This window comes from Pseudomonas sp. BF-R-24, assembly GCF_019947335.1.
Taxonomy (GTDB): Bacteria; Pseudomonadota; Gammaproteobacteria; order Pseudomonadales; family Pseudomonadaceae; genus Aquipseudomonas; species Aquipseudomonas jessenii.
This window is the reverse complement of the sequence record NZ_JAGYGG010000003.1, coordinates 216,922-230,796: the sequence shown is the minus strand read 5'-3', so window position 1 is coordinate 230,796 and position 13,875 is coordinate 216,922. Positions and strand designations below refer to the sequence as shown.

Annotated in this window: 11 protein-coding genes; 8 read left to right on the top strand and 3 right to left on the bottom strand. The window is 61.2% G+C overall.

Translation table 11 applies throughout. The features are described 5' to 3' along the window. Positions 1–2 precede the first annotated feature (2 nt). A complete protein-coding gene (gene gatA, locus KGA98_RS04020) occupies positions 3–1,454 on the bottom strand; it encodes an Asp-tRNA(Asn)/Glu-tRNA(Gln) amidotransferase subunit GatA (protein WP_057398872.1) in 1,452 nt (483 codons plus the stop codon). A gap of 17 nt (positions 1,455–1,471) precedes the next feature. Next, complete coding sequence (gene gatC / locus KGA98_RS04015) at positions 1,472–1,759, bottom strand: Asp-tRNA(Asn)/Glu-tRNA(Gln) amidotransferase subunit GatC (RefSeq protein ID WP_007901429.1); 288 nt, start codon at positions 1,757–1,759, stop codon at positions 1,472–1,474. A gap of 211 nt (positions 1,760–1,970) precedes the next feature. Here gatC and mreB point away from each other — a divergent pair, with 211 nt between their 5' ends. The 8 genes from mreB to tldD all read left to right on the top strand — a co-directional run bounded on the left by mreB (position 1,971) and on the right by tldD (position 13,295). Then, the gene (gene mreB, locus KGA98_RS04010) at positions 1,971–3,008 is read left to right on the top strand and encodes a rod shape-determining protein MreB (RefSeq protein ID WP_002555108.1); all 1,038 of its coding nucleotides are present in this window, start codon (positions 1,971–1,973) and stop codon (positions 3,006–3,008) included. A 191-nt stretch (positions 3,009–3,199) separates the two neighbouring features. Then, positions 3,200–4,288, top strand: a complete 1,089-nt coding sequence (gene mreC, locus KGA98_RS04005) for a rod shape-determining protein MreC (RefSeq protein ID WP_411736654.1) — start codon at positions 3,200–3,202, stop codon at positions 4,286–4,288. Continuing rightward, complete coding sequence (gene mreD / locus KGA98_RS04000; protein WP_007970244.1) at positions 4,288–4,779, top strand: rod shape-determining protein MreD; 492 nt, start codon at positions 4,288–4,290, stop codon at positions 4,777–4,779. The genes mreC and mreD overlap by 1 nt, the downstream gene beginning before the upstream one ends. 32 nt (positions 4,780–4,811) lie before the next feature. Next, positions 4,812–5,420 carry a Maf family protein gene (locus KGA98_RS03995; RefSeq protein WP_090453079.1) on the top strand — a complete coding sequence of 203 codons (609 nt, stop codon included), beginning with the start codon at positions 4,812–4,814 and terminating at the stop codon, positions 5,418–5,420. A 45-nt stretch (positions 5,421–5,465) separates the two neighbouring features. After that, the gene (gene rng, locus KGA98_RS03990) at positions 5,466–6,923 is read left to right on the top strand and encodes a ribonuclease G (RefSeq protein ID WP_090453080.1); all 1,458 of its coding nucleotides are present in this window, start codon (positions 5,466–5,468) and stop codon (positions 6,921–6,923) included. A 75-nt stretch (positions 6,924–6,998) separates the two neighbouring features. Beyond that, the gene (locus tag KGA98_RS03985; RefSeq protein ID WP_223501384.1) at positions 6,999–10,802 is read left to right on the top strand and encodes a YhdP family protein; all 3,804 of its coding nucleotides are present in this window, start codon (positions 6,999–7,001) and stop codon (positions 10,800–10,802) included. Between the two features lie 183 nt (positions 10,803–10,985). Then, positions 10,986–11,840: a carbon-nitrogen hydrolase family protein gene (locus KGA98_RS03980; RefSeq protein ID WP_218494920.1), complete on the top strand. Its 855-nt coding sequence runs from the start codon at positions 10,986–10,988 to the stop codon at positions 11,838–11,840. A gap of 12 nt (positions 11,841–11,852) precedes the next feature. Next, entirely contained in the window at positions 11,853–13,295 is a 1,443-nt protein-coding gene (tldD, locus tag KGA98_RS03975) for a metalloprotease TldD (protein ID WP_223501375.1), read from the top strand. A gap of 48 nt (positions 13,296–13,343) precedes the next feature. Here tldD and yjgA read toward each other — a convergent pair whose 3' ends face one another. Continuing rightward, positions 13,344–13,868: a ribosome biogenesis factor YjgA gene (yjgA, locus tag KGA98_RS03970; RefSeq protein WP_056728351.1), complete on the bottom strand. Its 525-nt coding sequence runs from the start codon at positions 13,866–13,868 to the stop codon at positions 13,344–13,346. Between the last annotated feature and the right edge of the window lie 7 nt (positions 13,869–13,875).

Below are 13,875 nucleotides of genomic sequence, written 5' to 3'. Positions count from 1 at the left end.
CCTCAGAAGCCGGTTGGGGTGCGGGTGTGCCAGTCAGTGTTCAACTGATACTGGTGGGCAACGTTCAACAGGCGACCCTCCTGGAAATACGGAGCGAGCAATTGCACGCCGACCGGCAGGCCGTCGACAAAACCGGCCGGCATCGACAGGCCGGGCAGGCCTGCGAGGTTGGCGGTGATGGTGTAGACGTCTTCCAGGTACGCAGCGACCGGGTCGCTGTTCTTGGCGCCAAGCTTCCAGGCCGGGTTCGGCGTGGTTGGGCCGAGGATGATGTCGACCTCATTGAAGGCGGCCATGAAGTCGTTCTTGATCAAGCGACGTATCTTCTGCGCCTTCAGGTAGTAGGCGTCGTAGTAACCGGCGGACAGGGCGTAGGCACCGACCATGATCCGGCGCTGCACTTCTGTCCCGAAACCTTCGCCACGGGAGCGCTTGTACAGGTCTTCCAGGTTTTTCGGGTCTGCGCAACGGTAGCCGAAACGTACGCCGTCGAAACGCGACAGGTTGGAGGACGCTTCCGCCGGGGCGATCACGTAGTACGCAGGAATCGCGTGCTGCATGTTCGGCAGGCTGATTTCCTTGACCACGGCGCCGAGTTTTTTCAGCTCTTCGACGCTGGCCATGACCAGGTCGGCAATGCGCGGGTCGAGACCGGCGCTGAAGTACTCTTTCGGCACACCGATACGCAGGCCTTGCAGCGAACCGTTGAGGCTGGCGCTGTAGTCCGGCACGGGTTCGTCGATGCTGGTGGAGTCGTTCGGATCGAAGCCGGCCATACCTTGCAACAAAATCGCGCAGTCTTCGGCAGTGCGCGCCAACGGGCCGCCCTGATCGAGGCTGGAGGCGTAAGCGATCATGCCCCAGCGCGATACGCGACCGTACGTCGGTTTCAGGCCGGTGAGGTTGGTCAATGCCGCTGGCTGGCGGATCGAGCCGCCAGTGTCGGTGCCGGTAGCCGCAGGCAGCAGACGAGCGGCAACCGCCGCCGCCGAACCGCCGGACGAACCACCCGGAACGTGTTCCAGGTTCCACGGGTTTTTCACCGCGCCGTAATAGCTCGACTCGTTGGCCGAACCCATGGCGAACTCGTCCATGTTGGTCTTGCCCAGAGTCACGGCGCCGGCAGCGGCCAGCTTGGCGACGACGGTGGCGTCGTACGGGGCCTTGAAGTTGTCGAGCATCTTCGAGCCGCAGCTGGTGCGAATGCCCTGGGTGCAGAACAGGTCCTTGTGGGCGATCGGCGCGCCGAGCAGGGCGCCGCTCTCACCATTGGCCCGGCGGGCGTCAGCGGCTTTCGCCTGCGTCAGCGCCAGGTCTTCGGTGAGGCTGATGAAACTGTTGAGCTGCGGATCAAGCTGGGCGATGCGCGCCAGCAGGACCTTGGTCAGCTCTTCGGAGGAAAACTTTTTATCGGCGAGTCCGCGGGCGATCTCGGCCAGAGTCAATTGATGCATTGCAGGCTCTTTCCCTATTAGTCGATGACTTTCGGAACCAGGTACAGGCCGTTTTCGACCGCTGGTGCGATGGACTGGTAGGCCTCGCGGTGATTGGTCTCGGTCACGACGTCTGCGCGCAGGCGCTGGCTGGCTTCCAGTGGGTGGGCCAGCGGTTCGATACCATCGGTATTGACCGCCTGCATTTCGTCGACCAGCCCGAGAATGCTGTTAAGGGCCGAAGTGATGTGTGGAAGATCGGCATCATTAAGGCCAAGGCAGGCCAGATGAGCGATTTTTTCCACGTCGGAGCGTTCAAGCGCCATTGGGATTCTCCAGTGGAAAACAAAACGGACGGCGTCCGTGTGTTAGATTGTCGGAACACTACCGCACTTCTACGGTCATAAGGCCGCGATTGTGGGGCTTGGTGCACAGAAAAGCGGCCAATTTAACATATTGGCGCCTTGCCCAAAATCCCTGTCGTTGTTAGAGTTTGCCGCACTTTTTTACCCACGCGTTGCCTAGGGTCCCTTTCCCATGTTCAAGAAACTGCGTGGCATGTTTTCCAGCGATCTTTCCATTGACCTGGGCACTGCCAACACCCTTATTTACGTGCGCGAGCGCGGTATCGTCCTGAATGAGCCCTCCGTTGTGGCCATTCGGACACACGGTAACCAGAAAAGTGTCGTTGCTGTCGGCACCGAAGCCAAGCGCATGCTGGGTCGTACGCCGGGCAACATTGCTGCCATTCGTCCGATGAAAGACGGCGTGATCGCCGACTTCAGCGTGTGCGAAAAAATGCTGCAGTACTTCATCAACAAGGTTCACGAAAACAGCTTCCTGCAGCCTAGCCCACGCGTGTTGATCTGCGTTCCATGCAAATCCACCCAGGTTGAGCGTCGTGCCATCCGTGAATCGGCCCTTGGCGCCGGTGCCCGTGAAGTGTTCCTGATCGAAGAGCCAATGGCCGCTGCGATCGGTGCCGGCCTGCCGGTTGAAGAAGCTCGCGGTTCGATGGTCGTGGATATCGGTGGCGGTACCACTGAAATCGCGCTGATCTCCCTGAACGGTGTGGTTTACGCCGAATCCGTACGTGTGGGCGGCGACCGCTTCGACGAAGCGATCATCACCTACGTGCGTCGCAACTACGGCAGCCTGATCGGTGAATCCACCGCCGAGCGCATCAAGCAGGAAATCGGTACCGCGTATCCGGGCGGCGAAGTTCGCGAAGTCGACGTTCGCGGCCGTAACCTGGCCGAAGGCGTTCCACGCGCATTCACCCTGAACTCCAACGAAGTGCTGGAAGCTCTGCAAGAGTCCCTGGCAACCATCGTTCAGGCCGTGAAAAGCGCCCTGGAGCAATCGCCTCCGGAGCTGGCTTCCGATATCGCCGAACGTGGCCTGGTACTGACCGGTGGTGGCGCCTTGCTGCGTGACCTGGACAAATTGCTGGCCCAGGAAACCGGTCTGCCGGTGATCGTTGCCGAAGACCCGCTGACCTGCGTTGCTCGCGGCGGTGGCCGTGCATTGGAAATGATGGATAAACACACCATGGACCTGCTTTCCAGCGAATAAGTCGCCGGATTGCCTCTATGCTGTTGAGCGCGCAGGCAGCACTTTGCAGTGCTGCCTGTTCGCGTTTATCTTCTGTCAGTCTGCATCCAGGCCGGATTGCTGCCGTATGAATAAACAGAACATTTGCCTGGGAGGAGCGGCTTATTAAACCGCTTTTCACCAAGGGCCCTTCACTTGGCGTGCGCCTGTTGGTGCTGGTCGTGCTATCGGTCGCGCTGATGGTGGTCGATGCCCGTTTCAGTCTGCTCAAGCCTGCACGCAGCCAGATGTCGCTGGTGCTGATGGACGCCTACTGGATCACCGACCTGCCCGGACGACTGTGGGAAGGCGTTGCCAGTCAGTTTGGCAGCCGGACCGAACTCGTCGCCGAAAACGAAAAACTCAAGACCGAGAACCTGCTGTTGCAGGGGCGCATGCAGAAGCTTGCCGCCCTGACCGAGCAGAACGTTCGGCTGCGCGAGTTGCTCAACTCTTCGGCCCTGGTCAACGAGAAGGTCGAAGTGGCCGAGTTGATCGGCATGGACCCCAACCCCTTCACCCATCGCATCATCATCAATAAAGGTGAGCGCGATGGCGTGGTCCTCGGTCAGCCGGTACTCGATGCCCGTGGCCTGATGGGGCAGGTGGTCGAGTTGATGCCCTACACCTCCCGCGTCTTGCTGCTGACCGATACCACCCACAGCATTCCGGTGCAGGTGAACCGTAACGGTTTGCGGGCGATTGCCAGCGGCACCGGCAACCCGGAACGTCTCGAGTTGCGGCATGTGGCCGATACCGCCGACATCAAGGAGGGCGACCTGCTGGTCAGCTCCGGCCTCGGTCAGCGTTTCCCGGCGGGTTATCCGGTGGCGACGGTCAAGGAAGTGATTCACGATTCCGGCCAACCGTTTGCCATTGTCCGCGCCGTTCCGACCGCCGCCTTGAACCGTAGCCGTTACCTGTTGCTGGTGTTCAGCGACAACCGGACTGCCGAAGAGCGCGTCAACGCTGCCGCCCAGGCCCAGGAAAGCCTGGATGCGCAGGGCGGTGGGCCGATCATTCCGTCGACGGTTCCGAAACCGGTCAGCCCCGCGGTACCCGCTGTACCGGCCGCCGCACCGGCGATTCCTGCGACGGCGGCGCCTGCGGCCACCGCGCCAGCCAAGCCAACCACCACGCCAGCCAAGCCTGCGGCCTCGCATGCTGCGGCGGCTAAACCGCCGGCGGCGCAACCCGCTGCCGCGAAGCCTGCCGCCAAACCGCCAGTGTCCGCGCCGGTCACTCCAGTGGGGAGAGAATAATGGGCGGTGTGAAAGCATCCCGAAACGGCTGGATAGTCTGGCTGACGTTCGCCGTCGGTCTGCTGTTGAGCGTTTCGCCTCTGCCGCAATTCATGGAAATCCTGCGCCCGCTGTGGCTGGCCTTGTTGCTGGCATTCTGGGCGTTGAACCTGCCGCAGACCGTCGGGATGGTGACGGCGTTTTGCCTGGGGCTGGCTGAAGACGTGCTCTACGGTACCTTGCTGGGTCAGAATGCCTTGATCCTGACGCTCATCACCTATCTGGTGCTGGCGCTGCAGCAACGCCTGCGGATGTTCCCGATGTGGCAGCAGAGCTTGGTGATCCTGGTGATCTTCGGCCTCGCCCAGCTAGTACAGCTGTGGCTCAGTGCCTTGACCGGCAATCGTCAGCCGACGTTGGCGCTGGTGCTGCCGGCACTGGTCAGTGCGCTGCTCTGGCCCTGGATCAGTTTCGGTTTGCGCGGACTGCGTCGACGCTACAAAATCAATTAATTCGCTCAGGCATTGGACAGGGAGAGGTCTTGATGAAACGGTTGTACCTCGCCTCTGGTTCACCGCGTCGACGTGAATTGCTCACGCAGATCGGCGTTGCGTTCTGCGCCGTCAGTGCGGACATCGATGAAACTCCTTTAGCTCAAGAATCCCCATCGGCCTACGTCGAGCGTCTGGCTCGCGGCAAGGCCGAGGCCGGGCGCGGCGTCGTCGTGTCTGACGAACCATTCTGCGTGCTCGGTGCCGATACCGCCGTGGTGCTCGATGGAAAAATTCTCGGCAAACCGGTTGATCAAGCGGATGCGTGCGCCATGCTGACGATGCTGTCAGGGTGTGAACATGAAGTCCTGACCGCGATTGCCGTGCTCGATGGCGGACGTTGCGAATCCCGGGTTGTCACCAGCCGGGTGCGTTTTCGAGATATCAGTCGTGAGGAAGCCGCAGCCTACTGGGCCAGCGGCGAACCACGGGACAAGGCGGGCGGTTATGGCATTCAAGGACTGGGTGCGGTGTTTGTCGCCGGGCTCGATGGAAGTTATTCAGCGGTGGTCGGACTACCGCTTTGCGAAACCGCGGAACTGCTCGGCCATTTCGGCATACCCTGTTGGCAACCCCGGAACGCACACCAAGCAACGTTCTGAACAGATGCGGCCATTATCGTGAACATGCCTGAACGAGACCCTGCCATGAGTGAAGAGATTCTGATCAACATCACGCCGATGGAGTCGCGCGTGGCGGTGGTCGAAAACGGTGTCCTGCAAGAGGTCCACGTCGAGCGTACGCAAAAGCGCGGGATCGTCGGCAACATCTATAAAGGCAAAGTCGTGCGGGTATTGCCTGGAATGCAGGCGGCATTCGTCGATATCGGCCTGGACCGTGCCGCGTTCATTCATGCGTCGGAAATTTCCGTGCGAGAAGGCCCGGCGGTCGAGAGCATCAGTGCACTGGTGCACGAGGGCCAGAGCCTGGTGGTGCAGGTGACCAAGGATCCGATCGGTTCCAAAGGCGCACGCCTGACCACCCAGCTTTCGATTCCTTCACGTTATCTGGTGTACATGCCGCGCACGGCCCATGTCGGCATTTCTCTGAAGATCGAAGACGAAGCCGAGCGCGAACGCCTCAAACAGGTGGTCACTGATTGCGTGGCCAAGGAAGGTATCAAGGAAGCTGGCGGTTTCATCCTGCGCACGGCAGCCGAAGGTGCCGGCGCGGATGAAATCCTCATGGACATCCGTTATCTGCGCCGTCTCTGGGATCAGATCAACGCCCAGATCAAAACCATCAGTGCGCCTAGCGTAATCTACGAAGACCTCGGTCTGGCGCTGCGCACCCTGCGTGATCTGGTGAGCCCGAAAATCGAGAAGATCCGCATCGACTCCCGGGAAACCTTTCAGAAAACCACGCAATTCGTCGCCGAACTGATGCCCGAGATTGCTGACCGCCTGGAGCACTACCCGGGCGAGCGGCCGATTTTCGACCTGTATGGCGTCGAAGACGAAATCCAGAAGGCACTCGAACGCAAGGTCCCGCTCAAGTCCGGCGGTTATCTGGTGGTCGATCCGGCGGAAGCCATGAGCACCATCGACGTCAATACCGGGGCGTTTGTCGGCCACCGCAATCTCGAAGAGACCATCTTCAAGACCAACCTCGAAGCCGCGACGGCCATCGCCCGTCAATTGCGCCTGCGTAACCTGGGCGGAATCATCATCATCGACTTCATCGACATGGAAGATGAAGAGCACCAGCGCCAGGTGTTGCGCACGCTCGAAAAGCAACTGGAGCGCGATCACGCCAAGACCAACATCATCGGTATCACCGAGCTGGGCCTGGTGCAGATGACCCGCAAGCGCACTCGAGAAAGCCTTGAACAGGTGTTGTGCGAGCCGTGCAATGCCTGTCAGGGACGGGGCAAGCTCAAGACCCCGGAAACCGTTTGCTACGAAATCTTCCGTGAAATCCTGCGCGAGGCTCGCGCCTATCAGGCGGAAGGCTATCGTGTATTGGCAAACCAGAAAGTGGTGGACCGCCTGCTCGACGAAGAGTCGGGCAACGTTGCCGAACTGGAAGGGTTTATCGGGCGCACCATCCGCTTCCAGGTCGAAACCATGTATTCCCAGGAACAATACGACGTGGTGCTGCTCTGAAGCGTTTTGTTTTGATTGTTCGAGAATGGCTGGCCTCAGCTTTTTGCAAAACTTTTGCCATGGGGGCCACCTGACATGGACCGTCTGACACGCATATTGGCCGCACTGACCCGCTGGGGTCTGGGCCTGTGCGCGTTGGTTTTGGTGTTGATGGCGCTCTACGTCAGCCTTGGCCGGGAGCTGACGCCGCTAGTCGCCGAGTACCGCGCCGACATCGAAACCAAAGCCAGCGATGCGTTGGGCATGCCGTTGCAGATCGGCGAGCTCGAAGGCAACTGGAGTGGGTTCGCCCCTATATTGATGGCCCGCGACGTGACGGTCGGCGACGGCGCCAATGCCTTGCACCTGGATCAGGTGCGCGCGGTGCCGGACCTTTGGGCCAGCCTGTTGGCTCGTCAGGTACGCATCGCTCATCTGGAGTTCAGCGGCCTCAAGATCAACCTCAGGCAAGGTGAGGGCGGTCAGTGGGCTCTGGAAGGTTTGCCGATGCGTCAGGACCAGCCCACCGATCCGGAGCAACTGCTCAATCAGATGCAGATGATCCAGCAACTGTCGGTGCTCGACAGCCAGGTGACCTTGCAGCCGTTTGGCGAATCGCCGCTGACCTTGACTTATGTCGGCCTGAATCTGAAAACCGGGGCGTCACGGCAGCGGCTCGACGCACGGCTGACCCTGCCGGACGGGCAACCGGTGGCCATGAGCCTGCGTACCCGTATTCGAGCCAGCCAATGGAAGGATGGAGAAGCCGAGGTCTACCTGAGCCTGCCGCAAAGCGACTGGTCGAAGTGGTTGCCTGAACGTCTGACCCAACAGTGGAATTTTTCCGAGATCAAGGCCGGCGGCGAGCTGTGGGTGACCTGGGGCAAAGGCACCTTGCAAAGCGCTGCGGTGCGCGTGAACGCGCCACAACTCAAGGGTGCCTACGCCGAGCGCAAGCCGGTCCAGATCAATAACCTGGCGCTCAATGGTTACTTCCAGCGCAGTGCCAAAGGTGCGTCATTGACTCTGGACTCCCTGGCGATGAACTTCGGCGAGACTCGCTGGGAAACGCACCTGCAGCTCACGCAAAACGCCGCCACCGATAAAGCCGAAGAACTCTGGCACCTGCAAGCCGACCGGGTTGATCTCACGCCGCTGACCCCGCTGCTCAACGCCCTGGCGCCGTTACCAGAGGGTTTTGCCACGGTCGTCGAGCGGCTCAAGGTCACGGGCGGCCTGCGTAACGTGCTGGTCGACTTCCGCCCCAATGCCACTGACGACAGCAAGTTCGGGTTTGCCGCCAACCTCGACCAGGTGGGCTTCGACGCCTATCACGGTGCGCCGGCGGCGCGAAATGTCAGCGGCAGCATCGGCGGTGACCTGGGGCACGGCGAACTGCGCATGGACAGCAAGGATTTCATGCTGCACCTGGACCCGATTTTCGCCAAGCCATGGCAGTACATTCAGGCCAATGCGCGGCTGACCTGGAAACTCGATAAAGAAGGTTTCACCCTGATCGCGCCGTATCTGAAAGTGCTGGGCGAGGAAGGCAAGATCGCCGGCGACTTCCTGATTCGCCTGTATTTCGATCACACCCGGGAAGATTACATGGACTTGCGGGTCGGCCTGGTGGACGGTGACGGTCGCTACACTGCCAAGTACTTGCCGACGGTCCTCAGTCCGGCGCTGGACGAATGGCTGCGCACGGCGATTCTCAAGGGCGCGGTGGATCAAGGCTTCTTCCAGTATCAAGGGTCGCTCAGCCCCGGTGCCGCGGACGTCGATCGCAGCATCAGCCTGTACTTCAAGGTTCACGATGCCGAACTGGCCTTCCAGCCGGGCTGGCCCCATGTCAGCAAGGTCAGCGGCGATGTGTTTGTCGAAGACAGCGGCGTGCGGATTCTGGCCAGCAAGGGCCAGTTGCTCGACACCCAGGTCAACGATATCTACGTCGACATTCCCCATGTGCCGGCCGGACAGAACGTTCATTTGTTCCTCGATGGCGGATTTTCCGGCGGTTTGGGCGATGGCTTGAAAATCCTTCAGGAAGCACCGATCGGCACCGCAGCAACCTTTGCCGGCTGGGAAGGCGAGGGTGACCTGCAAGGCAAGTTGAAGCTCGATATTCCCCTGGCAAAAGGCGAGGAGCCGAAGATCCTCGTCGATTTCAAGACCGCCAAGGCGCGCTTGAAACTGGCCGAACCTGCGCTGGAACTGACCCAACTCAAAGGTGATTTCCGTTTCGACAGCGGCAAAGGCCTGAGCGGGCAGAACATCAGCGCCCGGGCGTTTGACAAACCGGTCACCGCACAGATATTTGCCGATGGCAGCCCGGGCAAGCACAGTACCCGGGTGGCCGCGTCAGGGCAGGTCGAGGTCAAGAAACTGACCGACTGGCTGAAGGTCACCCAGCCTCTGCCGGTGAACGGTGTGATCCCGTATCAACTGCAACTGACCCTGGACGGCGCCGACAGCCAGTTGATGGTCAATTCCAGCCTCAAGGGCGTGGCCGTCGATTTGCCTGCACCGTTCGGCATAACCTCCGAGGCCGGGCGCGACACCACGTTCCGCATGACCTTGCAGGGCGACGAGCGGCGTTATTGGGTCAACTACGGGGACTTGGCGAGTTTCACGTTCGCGGCCCCGGCCAGTAGTTTCGCCGACGGTCGCGGGGAGTTGTTCCTCGGTGGCGGCGAGTCCGTCTTGCCTGGCACCAAAGGCTTGCGGATACGGGGCGTGCTGTCGGAGCTGGACGTTGGCCCGTGGAAGGATCTGGTGGACAGATACGCCGGACAAGACCCCGGCGGCAGCGCCAGGCAACTGCTCAGCGGCGCGGATTTCAAGGTGGGCAAACTCAGCGGTATCGGCACCACCCTCGATCAGGCCTCGATCCAGCTGGCGCGCAAGCCTTCCGCCTGGGCGCTACAACTGGACAGCCAGCAGATCAATGGCAGCGCCAGCCTTCCCGATGCGAAAGCCACGCCGATCACGATCAATCTGCAAACTGTGCGCCTGCCCGCACCGGACCCGACCGTGCTGGCCGATGAAAATTCGCCGGATCCGCTGGCGTCGGTGGACCCGACAAAAATCCCCGCGATGGACATCACCATCAATCAGCTATTCCAGGGGCAGGATCTGGTGGGGGGCTGGTCGCTGAAAATTCGTCCGACGCCCAAGGGCATAGAGTTCAACTCCCTGGACCTGGGCCTCAAGGGCATGCTGTTGGTGGGCAGCGGTGGTTGGGAAGGCGTGCCTGGCGCCAGCAACAGCTGGTACAAGGGTCGTATCAGCGGCAAGAACCTCGCCGATGTGCTCAAGGGCTGGGGGTTTGCGCCGAGCGTCACCAGCCAGGACTTCTATATGGATGTCGATGGCCGCTGGCCCGGCTCACCGGCCTGGGTGGCGACCAAGCGTTTCTCCGGCACGCTTGATGCGACCCTTAATCAGGGTCAGTTCGTCGAGGTTGAGGGCAGTGCCCAGGCGCTGCGGGTATTTGGCTTGCTCAACTTCAACTCCATCGGCCGGCGCCTGCGCCTGGATTTCTCCGACCTGTTCGGCAAAGGCCTGAGTTATGACCGGGTCAAGGGGCTGCTGGTCGGGACCAATGGTGTGTATGTCACCCGTAAGCCGATCCAGCTGACGGGCCCGTCGAGCACCATTGAACTCGACGGCACCCTGAACATGGTGGCCGATCAGATCGATGCGAAACTGATGGTGACCTTGCCGGTGACCAATAACCTGCCGATTGCCGCATTGATCGTCGGTGCACCTGCGGTCGGCGGGGCGCTGTTCCTGATCGACAAGCTGATCGGAGACCGGGTCGCCCGTTTCGCCAGTGTGAAGTACACCGTCAAAGGGCCGTGGAAAGAACCGAAAATCACCTTCGACAAGGCTTTTTGAAACGCCATCCTTCGGGCCTATGGAGTAGCATGGCCATTGCGGCTCGCCCCTTGTAGGAGCGAGCCCGCTCGCGATGGACGTGAACGATGACGCAGGCTGTCTGAAAAAACGCGTCGCATTCAAACTCATCGCGAGCAAGCTCGCTCCTACAAGGTCTGTGTTGGTTTCAATAAGGAAAAGGCCATGTCTCTAGCGGTGATTCAAATGGTCAGCCAGAGCGATGTGCTGGCCAATCTGGCCCAGGCCCGTCGGCTGCTCGAGCAAGCGGCTGCCGGTGGCGCGAAGCTCGCGGTATTGCCGGAGAACTTCGCCGCCATGGGCCGGCGCGACATTGCCGACATCGGACGCGCCGAAGCACTGGGCGAAGGCCCGATCCTGCCCTGGTTGAAACAGACCGCACGCGACCTCAAGTTATGGATTGTGGCCGGCACGTTGCCGTTGCCGCCGGTGGATCAACCGGCGGCCAAGGTGCATGCCTGTTCGTTGCTGGTCGATGACCAGGGTGAAACGGTGGCGCGCTACGACAAGCTGCACCTGTTCGACGTCGACGTGGCCGACAATCGCGGCCGTTATCGTGAATCCGATGACTATGCTTATGGCAGTGGGGTCGTGGTGGCGGACACACCGGTTGGGCGGGTTGGCCTGACGGTCTGTTACGACTTGCGCTTCCCGGAGCTGTACAGCGAATTGCGCGCGGCCGGCGCGGAACTGATTACCGCCCCTTCGGCCTTCACGGCGGTGACCGGCGCGGCGCATTGGGATGTGCTGATCCGCGCACGGGCCATCGAGACACAATGTTATGTGCTCGCGGCTGCCCAGGGTGGGACGCATCCGGGGCCGCGGGAAACTTTCGGTCATGCTGCCATCATCGACCCGTGGGGGCGTGTGCTGGCACAACAGGATCAAGGCGAGGCCGTGCTGCTGGCCGAACGCGACAGCAGCGAACAGGCGTCCATCCGGGCGCGGATGCCGGTGTCCAGTCACCGGCGCTTTTTCTCGCAGGGCGCCCAGCGACCTGCATCAGAACGACGAATTTAAGGCGTAAAGCATATGAGCGAGTTGTTGTCCTCAGTCAGTGAACACCTGCTGGCGCCCGGTGGCGTCACGATCGAGAGCCTGCAAGGCGTGCTAGGCGACCTGGCCGGGCCGGGCATCGATGCGGCCGACCTGTATTTCCAGGGGCAGATCTCCGAGTCCTGGGCGCTGGAAGACGGCATCGTCAAGGAAGGTAGCTTCAACCTTGACCAAGGTGTGGGCGTGCGCGCGCAATCGGGTGAAAAAACCGGTTTTGCCTACAGCAATGCCATCACCCTGGAAGCCCTTGGCGCGGCGGCGCGGGCCGCCCGTTCGATTTCCCGCGCTGGCCAGCATGGCACCGTGCAGGCATTCACCAGCCAGGATGTCGCGCAGTTGTATGCGCCGGACAATCCCCTGGAAGTGCTGACCCGTGCCGAGAAAGTCGATTTGCTCAAGCGAATCGATGCCGCGACCCGCGCCCTCGACCCTCGCATCCAGCAAGTCACCGTGAGCATGGCCGGTGTCTGGGAGCGGATTCTGGTGGCTTCCACCGACGGCGGTCTGGCGGCGGATGTACGGCCGCTGGTGCGCTTCAACGTCAGTGTGATCGTCGAGCAGAACGGTCGCCGCGAGCGCGGGGGTCATGGCGGTGGCGGTCGGACCGATTACCGTTATTTCCTCGGCGAAGACCGCGCCATGGGCTATGCCCGTGAAGCGTTGCGCCAGGCGCTGGTCAACCTCGAAGCCATTCCGGCACCGGCCGGTACCTTGCCGGTGGTGCTCGGTTCCGGCTGGTCGGGCGTGTTGCTGCACGAAGCGGTCGGTCATGGTCTGGAAGGCGACTTCAACCGCAAGGGCAGTTCGGCCTACAGCGGTCGCATGGGCGAGATGGTTGCGTCGAAGCTGTGCACCATTGTCGATGACGGCACCCTGGCCGGTCGCCGTGGCTCGTTGAGTGTCGACGACGAAGGCACGCCGACCGAGTGCACCACGCTGATCGAAAACGGCGTACTCAAAGGCTACATGCAGGACAAGCTCAACGCCCGCCTGATGGGCGTGGCACGCACCGGTAACGGCCGTCGCGAATCCTACGCGCACCTGCCGATGCCGCGCATGACCAACACCTACATGCTCGCCGGCGAAAGCGACCCGGCGGAAATCATCGCTTCGGTGAAGCGCGGCATTTACTGCGCCAACCTGGGTGGCGGTCAGGTGGACATCACCAGCGGCAAGTTCGTGTTCTCCACCAGCGAGGCGTACCTGATCGAGGACGGCAAGATTACCGCTCCGGTCAAGGGCGCGACCCTGATCGGCAACGGGCCGGAAGCCATGAGCAAGGTGTCGATGGTCGGTAATGATCTGTCGCTGGACAGCGGCGTGGGTACGTGTGGCAAGGATGGGCAGTCGGTGCCGGTGGGTGTCGGCCAGCCAACGCTGAAGATTGATGCGATCACCGTGGGTGGCACGGGGTCGTAAGAAGTGAGGCTGCGGGTGAGCTGCGAGGCAGCTCACCCGCTTCGAGAATTAACGCAGACCGCGTTGAGTCTCGTCCAGCTCACGGATGTACTTGAAGATTTTACGGCTGGAAGCAGGAGGTTTGTTTTGCGCAACCTCATGCTGGGCCTGACGGATCAGGGATCGCAATTGCTGGCGGTCCGCGTCCGGGTAGTCGACGACGAATTTTTCCAGTACGGCATCGTCGCCGGCAATCAGACGATCGCGCCAGCGTTCCAGGTTATGGAAGCGTTCGTTGTATTGACGGGTGGAGGCATCGAGTTGATCGAGCAGAACCAGAATGGCGGCAGTGTCCTGATCGCGCATCAGTTTGCCGATGAACTGAAGGTGCCGTTTTCGCGCGATGTTCGCGGTGTGCTTGGGCGCATCGGCCAGAGCCCGACGCATTCCGTCGGTCAAGGGCAGTTTTGCCAGCAAGTCAGGCTTGAGTGTTGTAAGGCGCTCGCCAAGGTCAACCAGAGCATGCAGCTCGCGTTTGACCTGGGATTTGCTTTTTTCTCCCGTATCGAGGGAGTCGTCGTAAGAATCAACCATGGTGGCC